The sequence below is a fragment of the Nonomuraea sp. NPDC050310 genome, assembly GCF_040655795.1.
Taxonomy (GTDB): Bacteria; Actinomycetota; Actinomycetes; order Streptosporangiales; family Streptosporangiaceae; genus Nonomuraea.
The window spans coordinates 99,597-115,494 of the sequence record NZ_JBFAKP010000022.1 but is presented as its reverse complement, the minus strand read 5'-3'; the positions used below and the strand labels follow the sequence as shown (position 1 = coordinate 115,494).

The 15,898-nt window shown below is 73.4% G+C and carries 16 protein-coding genes; 8 read left to right on the top strand and 8 right to left on the bottom strand.

All coding sequences use genetic code 11. The annotated features are described in order from the left end of the window. Nucleotides 1-61 precede the first annotated feature (61 nt). Together AB0I67_RS35370 and AB0I67_RS35365 are read left to right on the top strand one after the other, a co-directional pair. Complete coding sequence (locus tag AB0I67_RS35370) at nucleotides 62-1,303, top strand: alpha/beta fold hydrolase (protein ID WP_357932894.1); 1,242 nt, start codon at nucleotides 62-64, stop codon at nucleotides 1,301-1,303. A gap of 102 nt (nucleotides 1,304-1,405) precedes the next feature. Next, nucleotides 1,406-1,786, top strand: coding sequence for a hypothetical protein (locus AB0I67_RS35365; RefSeq protein WP_357932891.1), 381 nt, complete (start codon nucleotides 1,406-1,408; stop codon nucleotides 1,784-1,786). 64 nt (nucleotides 1,787-1,850) lie between these two features. Here AB0I67_RS35365 and AB0I67_RS35360 read toward each other — a convergent pair whose 3' ends face one another. Genes AB0I67_RS35360 through AB0I67_RS35335 form a run of 6 tightly spaced genes read right to left on the bottom strand, consistent with a single transcriptional unit; the run spans nucleotide 1,851 to nucleotide 9,281 of the window. Beyond that, nucleotides 1,851-2,603, bottom strand: a complete 753-nt coding sequence (locus AB0I67_RS35360; RefSeq protein WP_357932889.1) for a GNAT family N-acetyltransferase — start codon at nucleotides 2,601-2,603, stop codon at nucleotides 1,851-1,853. 9 nt (nucleotides 2,604-2,612) lie between these two features. Beyond that, nucleotides 2,613-4,523, bottom strand: coding sequence for a protein kinase (locus tag AB0I67_RS35355; RefSeq protein ID WP_357932886.1), 1,911 nt, complete (start codon nucleotides 4,521-4,523; stop codon nucleotides 2,613-2,615). Nucleotides 4,524-4,579: 56 nt separating this feature from the next. Further along, a complete protein-coding gene (locus tag AB0I67_RS35350) occupies nucleotides 4,580-5,989 on the bottom strand; it encodes an ATP-binding protein (protein WP_357932883.1) in 1,410 nt (469 codons plus the stop codon). Continuing rightward, nucleotides 5,986-7,641 carry an FAD-dependent oxidoreductase gene (locus AB0I67_RS35345; protein WP_357932880.1) on the bottom strand — a complete coding sequence of 552 codons (1,656 nt, stop codon included), beginning with the start codon at nucleotides 7,639-7,641 and terminating at the stop codon, nucleotides 5,986-5,988. The genes AB0I67_RS35350 and AB0I67_RS35345 overlap by 4 nt, the downstream gene beginning before the upstream one ends. Nucleotides 7,642-7,668: 27 nt before the next feature. Continuing rightward, nucleotides 7,669-8,430: an SDR family oxidoreductase gene (locus AB0I67_RS35340; protein WP_357932878.1), complete on the bottom strand. Its 762-nt coding sequence runs from the start codon at nucleotides 8,428-8,430 to the stop codon at nucleotides 7,669-7,671. An 8-nt stretch (nucleotides 8,431-8,438) separates the two neighbouring features. Beyond that, nucleotides 8,439-9,281 (bottom strand): RNA polymerase sigma-70 factor, encoded by an 843-nt coding sequence (locus tag AB0I67_RS35335; RefSeq protein ID WP_357932875.1) that lies wholly within the window; start codon nucleotides 9,279-9,281, stop codon nucleotides 8,439-8,441. A gap of 67 nt (nucleotides 9,282-9,348) precedes the next feature. Between AB0I67_RS35335 and AB0I67_RS35330 the strand changes: the two genes are divergently transcribed. After that, nucleotides 9,349-10,023: a ThuA domain-containing protein gene (locus AB0I67_RS35330; protein ID WP_357932872.1), complete on the top strand. Its 675-nt coding sequence runs from the start codon at nucleotides 9,349-9,351 to the stop codon at nucleotides 10,021-10,023. Here the strand turns inward: AB0I67_RS35330 and AB0I67_RS35325 are convergent. Further along, complete coding sequence (locus tag AB0I67_RS35325) at nucleotides 10,008-10,646, bottom strand: MerR family transcriptional regulator (protein WP_357932869.1); 639 nt, start codon at nucleotides 10,644-10,646, stop codon at nucleotides 10,008-10,010. The genes AB0I67_RS35330 and AB0I67_RS35325 overlap by 16 nt on opposite strands. A gap of 68 nt (nucleotides 10,647-10,714) precedes the next feature. Here AB0I67_RS35325 and AB0I67_RS35320 point away from each other — a divergent pair, with 68 nt between their 5' ends. From AB0I67_RS35320 to AB0I67_RS35310, 3 genes are read left to right on the top strand one after another with little or no spacing between them, the layout of a single operon-like run. Continuing rightward, entirely contained in the window at nucleotides 10,715-11,788 is a 1,074-nt protein-coding gene (locus AB0I67_RS35320; protein WP_357932867.1) for an acetyl-CoA acetyltransferase, read from the top strand. A gap of 32 nt (nucleotides 11,789-11,820) precedes the next feature. After that, nucleotides 11,821-12,372 (top strand): sigma-70 family RNA polymerase sigma factor, encoded by a 552-nt coding sequence (locus tag AB0I67_RS35315; RefSeq protein ID WP_357932864.1) that lies wholly within the window; start codon nucleotides 11,821-11,823, stop codon nucleotides 12,370-12,372. Further along, entirely contained in the window at nucleotides 12,369-13,211 is an 843-nt protein-coding gene (locus AB0I67_RS35310; protein ID WP_357932861.1) for a hypothetical protein, read from the top strand. The genes AB0I67_RS35315 and AB0I67_RS35310 overlap by 4 nt, the downstream gene beginning before the upstream one ends. A gap of 61 nt (nucleotides 13,212-13,272) precedes the next feature. Here AB0I67_RS35310 and AB0I67_RS35305 read toward each other — a convergent pair whose 3' ends face one another. Next, nucleotides 13,273-14,178, bottom strand: coding sequence for a BadF/BadG/BcrA/BcrD ATPase family protein (locus AB0I67_RS35305; protein WP_357932858.1), 906 nt, complete (start codon nucleotides 14,176-14,178; stop codon nucleotides 13,273-13,275). A gap of 73 nt (nucleotides 14,179-14,251) precedes the next feature. Here AB0I67_RS35305 and AB0I67_RS35300 point away from each other — a divergent pair, with 73 nt between their 5' ends. Further along, nucleotides 14,252-15,145: a MurR/RpiR family transcriptional regulator gene (locus AB0I67_RS35300; protein WP_357932855.1), complete on the top strand. Its 894-nt coding sequence runs from the start codon at nucleotides 14,252-14,254 to the stop codon at nucleotides 15,143-15,145. After that, nucleotides 15,102-15,869 carry an SIS domain-containing protein gene (locus AB0I67_RS35295; RefSeq protein WP_357932852.1) on the top strand — a complete coding sequence of 256 codons (768 nt, stop codon included), beginning with the start codon at nucleotides 15,102-15,104 and terminating at the stop codon, nucleotides 15,867-15,869. The genes AB0I67_RS35300 and AB0I67_RS35295 overlap by 44 nt, the downstream gene beginning before the upstream one ends. The last annotated feature ends 29 nt before the right edge of the window (nucleotides 15,870-15,898 follow it).

The following is a 15,898-nucleotide window of genomic DNA, read 5'->3' as shown; positions in this document are numbered from 1 at the left end:
GACGGGGGAAGGGAGGGGAGCCGGAGGGGAGAGGGCGGGGCGTTGGCCTAGGGTGGCGGGCGTGAGAGTGACGATGCCTGGTCTGACCGCGATCGACCACGAGTTCGCCGTACCCCTGGACCACGCCGAGCCGGACGGCCCGGCGCTCACCGTGTTCGCCCGCGAGGTGGTCGACCCGGCCAAGGCCGGCGACGACCTGCCGTGGGCGGTCTTCCTCCAGGGCGGCCCGGGCGGCAAGTCCCCCCGCCTGGGCGGCCCGGCGCAGTTCGCGCACGTGCTGAAGACCCACCGGCTGCTCCTGCTCGACCAGCGCGGCACCGGCCGGAGCTCCCCGCTCAACGCCGCCACCGTCGAGGGCCTCGACGACAAGGAGCTGGCCCGGCGGCTGAGCCACTACCGCGCCGACGCCATCGTCGCCGACGCCGAGCACATCCGCCGCGCGCTGGGCGTGGACAAGTGGGAGACCTGGGGCCAGAGCTACGGCGGCTTCATCACGCTGACCTACCTGTCCCAGGCGCCGGAGGGCCTGCGCGCCTGCTACGTCACCGGCGGGCTGGCCGGTCTGGAGGCGAGCGCCGAGGAGGTCTACGCCCGCACCTACCCCCGCGTGCGATCCAAGATCGAGCAGTACTACCGCCGCTACCCGGCCGACCGCGAGCGGGTGCGGCGCATCGCCGAGCATCTCGCCGCGACCGAGGTGCTGCTGCCCGACGGCGACCGCCTCACCCCGGCGCGCTTCCGCACGCTCGGCATGGCCCTGGGCATGAGCGACGGCTGGGAGAAGATCCACTGGCTGCTCGACGAGGCCTGGTCGGGCTCGCGGCTGTCGGCCGGCTTCCTGTACGACACGATGATCACCACCGGCTTCCACGACAACCCGCTCTACGCCGTCCTGCACGAGTCGATCTACGCGCAGGGCGAGGCGACCGGCTGGGCGGCCGACCGGCTGCTGCCCGCGGAGCTCACCGAGCCCGACATGTTCACCGGCGAGATGATCTACTCCTGGATGTTCGACGACATCCGGGCGCTGCGCCCCTTCCGGGGCGCGGCCGAGCTGCTCGCCGCCAAGAGCGACTGGCCGCCGCTCTACGACCCGGTACGGCTGGCCGCCAACGAGGTGCCCGTCGCGGCGGCGGTGTACTTCGACGACATGTACGTCGACGCCCAGCTCTCCCTCGACACCGCCGCCCGCGTGGGCAACACGAAGGTCTGGGTCACCAACGAGTACGAGCACAACGGCCTGCGCGCGGACGGCCCGGCGATCACCGAGCGGCTGATGGGCCTGGTCTCCGGCCACTGCTGACCCCGCTTGCACCGGGCGTGAAATCGCCGGGCAAGCGTGCTGCAACCCGCAGCCCCTATCTCTATGGAGGCACACTCACGCACTTCTCGAAGGGACCCCTCGATGGTCACCACCGGCATCGTCATGGCCGTCGCGATCACCGCCGGCACCACGATCATTCTCCTGGCCGTCGGCCTGCCCTTCCTGCTGGCCTCGATCCGGGGCCGTCAGCTTCTCACCACCGGCCTGCCCCGCGAGGCCGAGGTGGAGTCGATGGGCGACACCGGCGTCACGGTCAACGGCCAGCCGCTGGTCAGCTTCGGCGTGCTGGTCCGGCCGGGGGACGCCGCGCCGTACCGGGTGACCCACCGGCAGACGTTGCCGCGCATCCCGATGGGCCTGATCGTGCCCGGCGCGGTCGTCCCGGTGCGGGTGGACCCGGCCAACGCGGCCCGGGTGCACATCGACTGGGCCGCCTGGCGCCCGGCCTTCGGCCCCGCCTGACCCCAGGCCCGGCGCCGCACCCGCCTGACCCCAGGCCCGGCGCCGCACATGTCTGAGCCGGGGGTCAGCTCCGTATGAAGCCGTGCGTGCGGCCGACCGGCTCGAAGCCGAGGCGGCCGTAGAACTCCTTGGGCCAGTCCGCGTCGTCGGCCACCAGGAAGACCAGCCCGGCCCCAGCCCGCCCCGCCTCGGCGAGCAGCGCCGTCACGAGGGCCCGAGCGTGCCCCTTCTTCCGGAAGCGGGGCTCGGTCACCACGTCGGCGATCTCCGCCACGCCGTCCTGCACGTACAGGTCGGCCCGCGCCGCGATCTCCCCCGACCCGTCGCGCACCACCCGGAAGCCCACCCGGTCGGCCCCGCGCACCCGCCGCTCCACCCGGGCGACCAGCCCGTCGATCACCTCGTCCGGCGCGTCCGGCAGGCTCTCCCGCCAGCCCCGCCAGGTCATCTCCGCCAACGCGTCCACCTCGACCGCCTCGGCATCGGGGGCGTCCGGCACCGGCCCCCGATGGCACATCAGCAGGTCCACCCCGTGCTCGTAACCCGCCGCCTCGAACGCGGGCCGGAACGCCTCACCCACCGCGTCGTCCAGCACACTCACATACCGGTGCCCCCGCCCGCCCAGCGCCTGCTCGGCCGCCGCCAGCACGGCCCGCGGGTCGTCGCCCGCCCAGACCACGAGCTTGTTGTCGTCGTACGACCCCGGATACCCGTCGTCGAGCACGGCGAAGCCACCGGGCACCGGACGCGTCTCAGGCGCCCGGCGCCGCGCGAACTCCCGCAAGAACCCGACGATCTGCTCATGAGCTGTCACCATCGCGGCAGCTTAACCGGCCGCCTTGCGGCCGAGCACCGTGTAGGTGACCTTCCCCCGCACCTCCAGCGCGTGCAGCCGCTGCAGGGCGAATCCCTCCTTGGCGAAGGCGGCGAGCGTCTCCGCCAGTTGCGCGGCGTCGATCCTCGTGCGGGAGCGGTAGTCGGCCCGCCTGGGGCGGTAGAGCGCCGCGTAGCGGTCGTCCGGGCCGACGATCACCAGGGCGGGTTCGGAGGAGCCGGCGCGCCGGTCGAACTGGCTCTGGTGCTGCTCCCGCGTCATCCCGGTGAGCAGGGTGGTCTCCTCGCCGGTCTCGTCGGGCAGCCAGGTCGCCGAGTAGCGGACCGCGGCCGGCGTGCCGTACGCGGTGAGTGACCGCAGGGCGTAGCCCGCTTCGACGGCCTCCTGATGGCGGCGGCGCAGACCGGACAGGGTGAGGCCGAAGTAGGACTGGTGCCTGGACCCGACCTCCTCCATGACCGTGGCGAACCGGGCGGCCAGCGGCGGACCGTAGGCGGCGGTGATCGTCTCGGCGTAGCCCCGGGCGGTCCATCGGTCCCAGAAGGCCTGGTACTGCTTGCCGGTCAGGTTCTGGGCCATGACCAGCTTGGGGCCGCCGCCCTTGCGCCACAGGGCGGTGTAGCCGCGGCCGGTGACGGAGATCGACACGGGGCGGAACCCGGCCGCGCGCAACCGCTCGCCGCGGCGGCCGTGCTCTGCGGCGGAGACGTGGAAGTAGGCCCGGACCGGCCCGGACGCGATCTCGGCCGGCGTGGGGTCGTCCCGGGCGTCGCTCTCGGTGACCGGGTCCTTGGCCTGCCCGCCGGGCTCGTTCCCGCTCCCGCGCCGCGCCGCGGCGGGTTCCCCGCTTCCCGGCTGTCCCGCGGCGGGCTCCCCGGTGACCGGCTCCCCGGTGACTGGCTCCCCGGTGACCGGCTCGCCGGTGACCGGTCGGCCCGCGACACCCGCACCGGTCTGCGGTCCGGCGGCGGGGGTGCCCGTGCCGCGCAGCACCAGCCAGCCGCCACCGGCCGCGACGCTCACCGCGAGCGCTCCCGCGACCGCGGCCAGCGGCCACCGCCGCCGGCGCGCGGCCGGCCGCACCGTGGTCTCCTCGTTCGAGCCGAGCAGCCGCAACAGCAGCTCCACCGAGGTGGGCCGGTCGGCCGCCCGCTTGGCCAGGGCCGCCGCCACCACCGGGCGCAGCGGCTCGGCGACCCCGGCGAGGTCCGGTTCGGCGGTCAGCACCCGCCGCATGATCGCGGCGAGCTCGCCGGTGCCGAACGCCTCACGCCCGGTCGCCGCGAAGCAGACCGTCGCCCCCCACGCCCACACGTCGGCGGGCGCGCCCACCCGTTCGCCCTCGAACAGCTCGGGCGCCATGTAGCGCGGCGTGCCCAGCACCGCCCCGGTCGCCGTCATCGTGCCGCCGGGCACCCGGGCGATCCCGAAGTCGATCAGCCGCGGCCCGTCCGGCCCCATCAGCACGTTGTCCGGTTTGACGTCGCGGTGCACCACGCCCTCGCGGTGGATCGCCGCCAGGGCCGTGGCCAGACCCGCCGCCAGCCGGTGCACCGCGTCCGGGTCCAGGGGTCCGCGCGAGTCGACCACCCGCCGCAGGCTGGGCCCGTCGATGTACTCGCTCACGATGTACGGCGGAGCCGCCTCCAGGTCCGCCTCGACGATGCGCGCGGTGAAGGCCGGGGCGGTGCGCCGGGCGAGGTCGAGCTCGCGGGCCAGCCGGGGCCGCCACTCCTGGTCCAGCGTGTCCGGCATGTGCGGGATCTTGACCGCCACCCGCTGCCCGCCGGGCGCCTCGCCCAGGTAGACGGTGCCTTGCCCGCCCCGCCCCAGCACGCCGAGCAGGCGGTAGCGGCCGACGGCCTGCGGGTCACCCGGCCCCAGGGGTGATAAATCCGGCATAACGCGATGTTATAGCGTAAAGATCATCACCGGAAAAGCTTTCAAAAGAAAACAAATCACACCGTCTCGCGCAGCGGCAGCCGTACCTCGAACCACGTGTCGCCCGGAGCCGAGCGCACCTTGAGCTCGCCGCCGTGCCGGCCCGCGACGATCCGGTAGGAGATGTCCAGCCCCAGCCCCGTCCCCTTGCCCACCGTCTTGGTGGTGAAGAACGGCTCGAAGATGCGCTCCTTGATCTCCTCCGGCACCCCGGGACCGGTGTCGCCGATCTCGATGATCGCCTCGTCCTCGTCGTGCGCGGTGCGGACGGTCAGCGTGCCCTCGCCGCCCATCGCGTCGAGCGCGTTGACGATCAGGTTGGTCCACACCTGGTTGAGCTCGCCGGCGTAGGCGGGGATCTCCGGCAGCGTGCGGTCGTAGTCGGTGACCACGCTGACGTCCGGCGGGATCTTCCCGCGCAGCATGGTGATCGTGCTGTCCAGCAGATCGTGCACGTCCACGTGCTGGAAGGCGGCGCGGTCCATCTGCGAGTACTGCTTGGCCGAGGCCAGCAGCGAGCTGATCCGCTCGGTCGCCTCGGTCACCTCGTTGAGCATCTGCGAGATCTCGACCGCCTCGGCCAGCCAGCGCAGCGCGGTGCCCGCGTGCTCCTCGCCCACCTTGTGCCGGACCTTCTCCATCGTCTCGGGGGTGAACCCGGCGTTGACCAGCGCGGGCGCGAGCTCCCACGCCTCGGCCACGCCGAGCTCCTCCAGCGCGTCGCCCAGCTCGTCCTCGGCGTCGGCGATCTGTAGCGGGCTGCGCTTGGGCAGCTTGCCGACCGCCATGGCGCACGCCTCCACGGTGTCGATCAGCGCGCGCAGCCGCTCCGGCGGGATGCCCTCCTCGGCCATCCCGGCCAGGTGCAGCCGCGAGTTGCGGATCAGCGTGCGCAGCTCGCCCACCGCGCGCACAGCCGCGGCCGCCGGGTTGTTCAGCTCGTGGGTCAGGCCGGCGGTGATCTGGCCGAGCGCGGCCAGCCGCTGCCGCCGGTCGATGATCTCGCGCTGCGCCCTGCCGCCCAGGAACATGCCCTGGAGCAGGTGCGTGGCCATCGGGAACCACTCCGACACGATGTGCGCGAACTTCTTGGCCGGCAGCAGGAACAGCCGCGACGGCGCGGTGGCGCGCAACGAGTGCGGGTAGTACTTCGGCGCCTGCTCGCCCAGCCACGCCGAGACCGCCCCGGCGTAGACGCCCGGGTGGGCGGTGCGCGGCGAGTTCACCGGCCCGGTCGTGGTGTCGGTGCTCATCTGCACCTCGCCCTCGACCAGGACGAAGAAGCAGGTCGCCTCGTCGCCCTGCCGGACGATCAGCTCGTCCTGGGCGTAGAAGCGCTCCTCGCCCTTGCCCAGCAGCAGGTCGAGCTGCTCGTCCGACAGCTTCTCGAAGAGGAAGAGCTTGCGGAGCTCGTCAGCGGTGATCATTGCTTCTCCAGGTACCGGTGCACCAGCGCCACGGCCATCGCGCCCTCGCCGACGGCGGAGGCGACCCTCTTGATCGAGTCGGCGCGCACGTCGCCCGCCGCGAACACCCCGGGGATGTTGGTCTCCAGGAAGTACGGCTCGCGCCGCAGCGGCCACTGCCGGGGCCGGCGGCCGCCGGCCACCAGGTCGGGCCCGGTCAGCACGAAGCCCTTGCCGTCGCGCTCGACCGTCTCGCCCAGCCAGGAGGTGAACGGCTCGGCCCCGATGAACACGAACAACCACTGCGCGTCCACCTCGCGCCGAGCGCCCTGCTCGGTCAGGGTCAGCCGTTCGAGGTGCCCGTCGCCGGCCGCCCCGCTCACCTCGGCGCGGTAGTGCACCTGGATGTTCGGGATGCCGGCGATCTGCTCGATGAGGTAATGGGACATGGACTTCTCCAACCCGTCACCTCTCACCAACAAGTGCACGGTGCTGGCGAATCCCGCCAGGTAGACGGCCGCCTGGCCGGCCGAGTTGGCCGCGCCCACGACGTAGACCTCGTTGTCCTGGCAGCTCGGCGCCTCGGTGAGCGCCGCGCCGTAGAAGACGCCGCGGCCGACGAAGTCCTCCAGCCCGGGCGCCTCCAGCCGCCGGTAGGAGACGCCGGTGGCCAGGATGACCGCGTGCGCGGCGATCTCCTCGCCGTCGGCGAAGCTGACCACCTTGGCCGGGCCGCGCGCCTCCAGGCCGGTGACCTTGCGCGCGGTGAGCAGTTCCGCCCCGAACTTGAGCGCCTGGCGCCGGGCCCGGTCGGCGAGCTGGCCGCCGGAGACGCCGTCGGGGAAGCCGAGGTAGTTCTCGATCCTGGAGCTCTGCCCGGCCTGGCCGCCGGAGGCGTGCGCCTCGACCAGCACGGTGTTGAGCCCCTCGGAGGCGCCGTACACCGCCGAGCCGAGCCCGGCCGGGCCGCCGCCGATCACGATGAGGTCGTAGAAGTCGGTCGCCGGGGTGGTCGACAGGCCCACCGCGCCGGCCAGCGTGGCCTGGTCGGGCGCCTGCAGGGTCTCGCCTTCCGCGGTCACCACCAGCGGCAGCCGGCACTCCTCGCCGACGGCCGCCACGAGCTGGGCCGCCTCCGGCTCCTCCGCCAGCATCCAGCGGTAGGGCACGTGGTTGCGGGCCAGGAAGTCGCGCACCCGGTAGGAGGGGGCCGACCAGCGATCGCCGACCACGCGCAGCTCCGCGGGCGGCACCCGGTCGGCCCGCTGCCAGGCGTCGAGCTGGCCGTCGATGACCGGGTAGAACTTCTCCTCCGGCGGGTCCCACGGCTTGAGCAGGTAGTGGTCGAGGTCGACCACGTTGATCGCCTGGATCGCGGCGTCGGTGTCGGCGTAGGCGGTCAGCAGGACCCGGCGGGCGAAGGGGTACAGGTCCATGGCCTGCTCCAGGAACTGCACGCCGTTGAGCTGGGGCATCCGGTAGTCGGCCAGGATCGCGGCGACGTCGTCGCCGCGCAGGCGCATCTCGCGCAGCGCCTCGATGCCCTGCACGGCCTCATCCGCGCGGACGATCCGGTACTGCTGGCCGTACCTCCGGCGCAGGTCCCGGGCCACGGCGCGGGAAACGCCGGGGTCGTCGTCCACGGTCACAATGATCGGTTTGTCCACGCTCACCCTTGCAAGGATGCCATGTCGTCCCGATCAGGCGATGACGCGGCTGGCACCCCCGTCGACGAGCAAGGACACCCCGTTGACGTAGGAGGCGCGCTCGCTGGCGAGGAAGGCGATGACGTCGCCGAGCTCCTCCGGCCGGCCGATCCGGCCGACCGGAACGTCGGCGGCGCGGGCCTTGAGCCCCTCCTCGCCGCCGGACAGCTGGCGCAGCCGGTCGGTGTCGATCGAGCCGGGCAGCACGTTGTTGACCAGCACGCCCTGCCCGCCGACCTCGCGGGCCAGCGTGCGCACGACGCCGGCGACCGCGGCGCGGGTGGCGTTGGACAGGGCCAGGCCGTCCAGGGCCTCGCGCACCGAGCTGCTGGTGACCGTGATGACCCGGCCCCAGTTGCGGCCGGCCATCTCGGGCAGCACCGCGCGGATCAGCCGGACGATGCCCAGCAGGTTGCGCTGGACCGCCACGTCCCACGCCTCGAGGTCCATCTCGGTGAAGCGGCCGGCGGGCGGCCCGCCGGCGTTGGCGACCAGGATGTCCACCGGCCCAATCACCTCGCGGGTCTCGGCGGCGACGCGCTCGGCCGAGGCCGGGTCCTCCACGTCGGCCAGGATGCCGTGCACGGTCGTGCCGTACTCCTGCAACTCCACGACCGCGTCGGCGAGCCGCTCGGGGTGGCGCGCGGTGACGCAGACGTGACAGCCCTCCCGGGCCAGACTCCTGGCGGCGGCCAGGCCGATGCCCGCGCTGCCGCCGGTGATCAGGGCTACCTTGCCCGCGATGCCGAGGTCCATAGAGGGGACTATAGAACCCTGGTGAGCTTGTCGGGATTGGCCACCACGTAGAGATCGTGGATCAGCCCGTCGCGCATCGACACGGTGACCACCTGCTGCCGCTCTCCCATGTCGACCAGGAAGCCGGTCTCGCCGTTGACCTGGACCGGACGGACCTCGCCCAGCTCGTAGCGGCGCACGAGCCCGGCGAGGAAGGCGGCGACGTTGGCCCGGCCGGTGACCGGGCGCAGCGCGGAGCGCACCTTGCCGCCGCCGTCGTTCCACGAGGTGATCTCCTCGTGCAGGAAGCCGGTGAGCGCGTCGAGGTCGCCCTCGCCGGCCGCCCGCAGGAACTCCGCCAGCAGCTTGGCGTGCTCCTCCTCCGACGGGCTGAACCGGCCGCCGCGCTCCTCCTCCAGCCGCGTCGCGGCCCGGCGGTGGAGCTGGCGGCAGTTGGCCACCGAGGTCTCCACGATCCCGGCGATCTGGTCGTAGGGGAACTCGAAGGCCTCGCGCAGCACGAAGACCGCCCGCTCGGGCGGGGTGAGCTGCTCCATCAGGTGCAGCGTGGCGAAGGAGACGGTGTCGCGCAGCTCGGCGGTGTCCAGCGGGCCGATCTGGCCGGTGGCCACCGGTTCGGGCAGCCAGGGGCCGGTGTAGGACTCGCGCCGGACCCGCGCCGAGCGCAACTGGTCGAGCGCCAGGCGCGAGACGACGGTGGTGAGGAAGGCGCGCGGCTCCCTGACCTCCTCGCGGTCCACGCTCTGCCAGCGCAGCCAGGCGTCCTGGACGACGTCCTCGGCGTCCCACATGCTGCCGAGCAACCGGTAGGCGATGCCCAGCAGAAGCGGACGAAGCTCCTCAAACTCCACGGTCCAGATCATAGGTCGGCCGCTTCCGGCCATGGATTTGGGTGGCGGTCCGTGATGAGCTGGCGACGTGGCGAGAAATCTCATCCTGTCTGGAGGCCTCTACCACGACTTCCAGGCCACCTCCGAGGCGCTGGCGGCGGTGCTGGCCGAGGTCGGCGTGGAGTCCGAGATCACCGAGGACATCCCCGGCGCCCTGGCCGAGCCTTCCGAGTACCAGCTCATCACGGTCAACGCGCTGCGCTGGCAGATGACCGGCGACCGTTTCGCCGACCAGCGCGCGCAGTGGGCCTTCCGGCTGCCGCCGCAGGCCCGCACCACGCTGCTCGACCACCTGGAGCGCGGCGGCGGGCTGCTGGCCATGCACAGCGCCGCGATCTGCTTCGACGACTGGCAGGGCTGGCCGCGCGTGCTCGGCGGGCGCTGGCAGTGGGGCCGCTCGCACCACCCGCCGCTCGGCTGGGCCGGCGTCCGGGTCGGCGGCGACCACCCGGTGGTCGCCGGGTTACGCGACTTCGACCTGGTGGACGAGGTCTACAGCGACCTCGACGTGCTGCCCGACGTCAAGCCGCTGGCCACCTGCGGTGGCCATCCGGTGCTCTGGGCCCGTCCGGTACGGCGGGGCCGCGTCGTCTACGACGCCCTGGGGCACGACACCCGCTCCTACGACAACGAGGTGCACCGCACGCTGCTGCAGCGGGCCGCGCTCTGGTTGCTCAAACGGCCGGTTCAGCTCCGCGACTGAGGCGCGTTCGCGGTGCGGGCCGCCGAGGCCGACTCCTGGGCCAGGCGGCGCAGGGCCTCGAAGGCCTTGCCGTACAGCACCGAGTTCAGGACGAGCGCCTCGACGGCGGCCTCGCGCGGCCCGTCGAGCGGGATGGTGGGCAGTTCGACCTCGGTGACCAGCCGGTCGGCGAGCTCGGCGTAGGGCCGCAGGTCGGTGGTGAGGCCGAGCTGGCGCAGCCGGAGCAGGGCCTGGGCCAGCTCGTCGCGGGCCGGGGCGCCGGGCGCGACCGCCCAGCCGAGCTCGTCGACCAGGCGGTCGGCGGCCTGGCGGGCCAGCGTCCAGTCCTCGCCCGGCTCGGGTTCCACGGCCGGGCTGAGCGCGTAGTGGGCGGTGCCGAGCAGCTCGTGCAGGGGGAGGCTGTCGTCGTCGACCGCGTCCAGGATCTTCTTGATCGAGGCGATCGGCAGCCGGCCGACCTCCAGCAGGGCGCGGATCAGCCGCAGCCGGCGCAGGTGGCTGTCGTCGTAGGCGGCTCGGGTGGCGGCGAGCTGGACGCCCTGGGGGAGCAGACCCTCGCGCAGGTAGTACTTGATCGTGGCGATGGCCACCCCGGACCGGGTGCTGAGCTCGGACATCCGCATCGTTGGATAATACGGCTATCCAGCAATGAACGGTTAACCGAGCAAGCGCTTGCGTGTTACCGTGCGGCATGCAGGACTTCGCGGGTCGGGCGGCGATCGCCGGGATCGGCCTGACCGAGCTCTCCCGGCGCTCGGGCCTGGGCGAGCAGGCGCTGGCCGTGCGGGCCTGCCGCCTGGCCTGCGCGGACGCCGGGATCGAGCCGCGCGAGGTGGACGCCGTGCTCAGCTACCACCTGGGCGACTCCGCCCCGGCCGTCGCCGTCGCCGCCGCCCTGGGCATCGAGCGGCTGGGCTGGCACAACGACATCTGGGGCGGCGGCACCCAGACCGCCTCGATCCTGGGCGACGCCGCGCTGCTCATCTCCAGCGGGCTGGCGCGACACGTGCTGATTTATCGGGCGATGAACGGGCGCTCCGGCCGGCGGCTCACCACGCTGCCCACCGGCCGGCAGGACGCCTACACCCGCCCCTACGGCCTGGCCGGGCCGCTGCCGATGTTCGGCCTGGCGGCCACCCGCTACCTGCACGACACCGGCCTCACCGAGGAGCACCTGCACGCCGTCGTCGCCCAGTCCAGGGCCAACGCCGCCGCCAACCCCCGCGCGCAACGCCGCGACCCGCTCCCGCTCGACGACTATCTGCGCCTGCCGTACGTCTGCTCGCCGCTGCGGGCCGCCGACTGCTGCCAGGAGAACGACGGCGGCTGCGCCCTGCTGGTCAGCGGCGTGCTGGACGGCCCCCGCATCCGCGCCGTCGTACGCGCGGGCGGCCCGGGATGCTCGGCGATGGACCGCGCCCCGGACGTCACCACGATCTTCTCCGCCTACGTCGCGCCCATGCTCTGGTCCGCCTCCGGCGCCCGGCCGGCCGACGTGGACGCCGCGCTGCTCTACGACGCCTACTCCTGGCTGGTGCCGCGCCAGCTCACCGACTTCGGCCTGACCCGCGAGCCCGGCCCCTACCTGCTGGAGCGGCGGCACGCCTGGGTCAACCCGCACGGCGGCCTGCTCAGCGAGGGCTACGTCCACGGGCTCAACAACGTCGCCCAGGCCGTGCGCGAGCTGCGCGCAGGCCGCTCGCTGGCCCTCGTCACCGGCTTCGGCGGCTCCTACGGCAGCGCCGCCCTCCTCGAAAGCGGGTGAAACGCTAGGGCGGAACGCGGCATGGGAGGGGTGTGAGCATCGAAACCGACCGGGAGCGGTTCGAGGCGGTCTACCACGCCACCTACGAACAACTCCTCGGCTACGCCGCCCGCCGCTGCGACCGGCCGGAGGACGCCGCCGACGCGGTCGCCGAGACCTACCTGATCGCCTGGCGCCGCATCGACCGGCTGCCCCGCGACGGCGAGGCCCGCCTCTGGCTGTACGGCGTGGCCCGCAAGGTCCTGGCCGGCCAGCGCCGCAAGCGCCACAACCGCCGCGAGCGCGTGGCGGAGCTCGACGCCGAGCTGGCCGAGCTGTTCGGCGGCCACTCGCCGTTCGGCACGCCGGAGTCCTCCGTCGAGCTGGCGGCGATCACCCGGCTGTTCCGCGAGCTGCCCGAGGCCGACCGGGAACTGCTGTCGTTACTGGCCTGGGAGGGACTCGACCACGCCGAGCTGGCCACCGTCCTCGGCATCTCGCGCAACGCGGTGCGCGTCCGCCTGCACCGGGCCCGGCGCCGCTTCGCCCGCCTGCTGGCCCGCGACGGGCTGCCCGTCCATCACCTGGCATTGGAGTCGTTGTGAGCATCGAGAAGCTGGCCCGGGTGCGGGACGAGGACCTGCGCGGCCGGGCCACGGGCCCCGGAGCCCGGGCATTGCTGGAGGCGGTCACGCGGGAGACGCCGCGCCGGAGCGCCGGCCTCGTGCGGCGCAGGTTCGTGGGCGGGCTGGCGGTCGCCGTCGCGCTGGCCACGGCGGCCGTGCTCACCCCCGTCGTGCTGCCGGGCGAGCCGGCCCGCGCCACCTCCTACGCCAACTCCGCCATCTCGCTGGAGCGGCGCGGCGACTGGTGGGTCGGGGTGGTCAAGGACCCGTACGCCGACGTCGCCCGCTTCAACGAGGCCTTCCGCGCGCTGGGCGTGCGGATGACGCTCAACCTGGTGCCCGTCTCGCCCAGCGGGGTCGGCGAGGTGTTCCGGATCAGCATGGCGCCGCCGCCGGGGACCAACGACGGGTTCTTCTCCGAGTCGCTGGCCGACGGTGGGCTGGAGCTGCGGTTCCCGGTCGGCTTTCCCGGCGACGGGTGGGTGATGATCGGGCGCCGGGCGCGGGCGGGGGAGCAGTACCAGAACGCCGCTTCCGCCGACGCGGAGGGTGAGGTGCTGGAGGGGGTCAAGGTGGACGAGGTCACCGTCGGCGACCTGCGGCCCGAGCTGGCCCGGCGTGGTGTCACCGCCGGCTTCCAGTTGGTGGTGCCGCAAGGGGACGGGCACACCCTGCGGGCGCTCGACCCGGCCCAGGTGGGGGACGGGTGGTGGGTGTGGGACGCGCAGGTGCGGTCGGCCGACTCGGTGACCCTGCTCGTCACCCGCGACCGCCTCCCCGGCAACCCGCTCTACGAAGGCGGCAAGAAGCGACGGTGACCGCAGGGCCGCCTTCGCTTCCGTTCCGCGAGGGCGGCGGTGACCGCGGGCCGCTTCCGCTCTACGCGGGTGGGAGGAAGCGGTGGTGGACGCGGGTGGCCTCCGTCTCGGACAGCAGGGTGCGGGCGGCGAGCCAGGCGGCCGCCGCCTCGCCGCGTCCGGCGGTGTGCACCTCTTCGGCGGCGAGCAGGCCGAGGACCGCCTGCCGTACCGGCCCCTCGGTGGTGAGCACGCTGCCGGCCAAAACCACGGGGGAGCCCGGCTCGTGCACCTCGCGCAGCGTGCGGGCCAGCCGCCGCGCCGCGTCGGCGACGATCTCGGCCGCCACCGGATCCCCCTCGGCGGCGGCCCGGCTGACCAGGGGCGCGAGCTCGGCCAGGGCCAGCGGCGGCGCCGACTGCACGGCGACGGCGACGTACTCGGCCAGCGGGTAGGGGTCGAGCGCCGGCGCGTCGAGATGGCGCAGCACCAGCTCCCTCAGCCGCCCGGGCACGCCGCGCACCACGCTGCGGGCGGCCTCACGGCCCAGCCAGAAGGCCGAGCCCTCGTCACCGAGCTGCCAGCCGTACCCGTCGGCGGTCGGCCCCTGGACGCGGCCGGTGATCCTCGACGCGATGGCCCCGGTGCCCGAGATCAGCACCGTGCCGGAGGCCGCCGGGGTGCCCGCGGCGAAGGCCACGACCACGTCACCGACGCAGTCGGGCGCGACCGGAAAGGCCAGCGCGAGGTCCGCGCCCGCCCCGGCGAGCCCGGCCATGCCCACGGTCGCCGCCTTCACCTGGACCGGGTCCACCGTGGCGAGCGCCTGCCGTACCGCCGCGGAGAGCTCGGCCAGCGCGGCGCGCGGGCCGGCGGCGGCCGGGTTGCCGCACCCGGCTCGCCCCTCGCCCAGCACGGCGCCGGACAGGTCGGCCACCAGGGCGCGGGAGGAGGTGCCGCCGGCGTCCACGCCGAGAACCAGGGTCATGACAATTATTATTGAGCAAACCCCTTGACGGTGCTAGGTGCTGAGCATAATTTTCACCATCAAGGAGGACCAAGTGGAACTACTCTCCCGGATCAGGTCCGAACAGCAGGACCTGCCCGAGGCGTTGCGCCGGGTCGCCGAGGTGATCCTGGACGACCCGGCCGAGTCGGCCAGGATGACCATCGTCGACCTGGCCGAGCGCAGCGGCACCTCGACCGCGACCATCACCCGGTTCTGCCGGGCGCTGGGCTTCGGCGGCTACGCCGAGCTGCGGGTGGCGGTGGCCACGGAGACCGGCCGCGCCGCGCGGCAGCACTGGGAGACCGACATCGGCCAGGAGATCCTGCCCGGCGACGGCCTCGACAAGGTGCTCGGCGTGGTCTCCAACAGCGACATCCGGCTGATCCAGGAGACCGCGGCGCAACTCGACCTGGCCACGGTGGAGAAGGTGGCGAGCGCCATCGAGAGCGCCGGGCGGGTGCTGTTGTTCGGCGTGGCCAGCAGCGCGGCGGTCGCCGGCGAGATGGAGTACCGCCTCCAGCGCATCCGGGTCCCGACCTGGAGCAGGTCGGACGCGCACAGCGCGCTCACCGACGCGGCGCTGCTCGGCCAGGGCGACGTGGCGATCGGCATCTCGCACAGCGGGCGCACCCGCGAGGTCATCGAGGTCCTGGCCGAGGCGGGCAGCCACGGCGCGATCACGGTCGCGGTCACCTCGCACCCGCGCTCGCCGCTGGCCGAGGTCGCCGAGCTGGTCCTGTCCACCGCCGCGCGGGAGACCACCTTCCGCGCCGACGGCTTCGCCGCGATCCACTCCCAGTTGCTCGTGCTCGACGTGGTCTACGTCGCGGTCGCGCAACGCACCCACGAACGGACGAAGGAGGCGTTCGACCTGACGGTCAGAGCCGTCACAGGTCATCGTTATGAACCCAGCCAGCAGCCCCCAGCCCAGCCCCAGTCCGGATGACTACTTCGCGCAGCTCAAGGTCCTGATCGACCGGCTGCCCGAGCAGCCGGTGCGCCAGGCCGCCACCCTCGTCGGCCGGGCGCTCGACCGGGGCGGCGTCATCCAGGCCTTCGGCTCCGGCCACTCCGAGGCGATCGCCATGGAGATCGCCGGCCGCGCCGGCGGCCTGGTGCCCACCAACCGCCTCGCCCTGCGTGACATCCACCTGTACGGCAAGGCGGACCGCACCGAGCTCGACCGCTACGACCTCGAACGCGACCCGGCCGTCGCCCACCAGATCCTGGCCGCGGCCCCCATCGACCCGGCCGACCTGTTCGTCGTCATCTCCAACTCCGGCGTCAACGGCGTCGTCGTCGAACTGGCCACCCAGGTGAAGGAACGCGGCCACGACCTGATCGCGATCACCTCGCTCCAGCACGCCGGCGCCTCGGTCTCGCGCCACCCGTCGGGCCTCAAGCTCTGCGACCTGGCCGACGTCGTCCTGGACAACCTCGCCCCCTACGGCGACGCCCTGCTGCCCCTGCCCGGGGGCGGCGCCACCGGCGCCGTCTCGACCGTCACCTCCGCCCTGCTCGCCCAGCTCGTTGTCACCCAGGTGATCAGCGACCAGGTCGACGCCGGGCAGGTGCCGCCGATCTACCTGTCGGCCAACGTGCCGGAAGGCGACGAGCACAACCTCCGGCTCGAAGCGCGTTACGCCGGCCGGTTGCGCCGAGGCGCCTGACCCACGCCCGGCTGCCCGCCGTACGCCAG

Excerpts from the sequence above, each read along its gene's own strand:
- AB0I67_RS35340 (WP_357932878.1), bottom strand. The coding sequence starts at position 8,430 with ATGGACCTCGGCATCGCGGGCAAGGTAGCCCTGATCACCGGCGGCAGC.
- AB0I67_RS35350 (WP_357932883.1), bottom strand. The coding sequence starts at position 5,989 with ATGATCACCGCTGACGAGCTCCGCAAGCTCTTCCTCTTCGAGAAGCTG.
- AB0I67_RS35295 (WP_357932852.1), top strand. The coding sequence starts at position 15,102 with ATGAACCCAGCCAGCAGCCCCCAGCCCAGCCCCAGTCCGGATGACTAC.
- AB0I67_RS35360 (WP_357932889.1), bottom strand. The coding sequence starts at position 2,603 with ATGGTGACAGCTCATGAGCAGATCGTCGGGTTCTTGCGGGAGTTCGCG.
- AB0I67_RS35305 (WP_357932858.1), bottom strand. The coding sequence starts at position 14,178 with ATGACCCTGGTTCTCGGCGTGGACGCCGGCGGCACCTCCTCCCGCGCC.
- AB0I67_RS35325 (WP_357932869.1), bottom strand. The coding sequence starts at position 10,646 with ATGCGGATGTCCGAGCTCAGCACCCGGTCCGGGGTGGCCATCGCCACG.
- AB0I67_RS35355 (WP_357932886.1), bottom strand. The coding sequence starts at position 4,523 with ATGCCGGATTTATCACCCCTGGGGCCGGGTGACCCGCAGGCCGTCGGC.
- AB0I67_RS35365 (WP_357932891.1), top strand. The coding sequence starts at position 1,406 with ATGGTCACCACCGGCATCGTCATGGCCGTCGCGATCACCGCCGGCACC.
- AB0I67_RS35320 (WP_357932867.1), top strand. The coding sequence starts at position 10,715 with ATGCAGGACTTCGCGGGTCGGGCGGCGATCGCCGGGATCGGCCTGACC.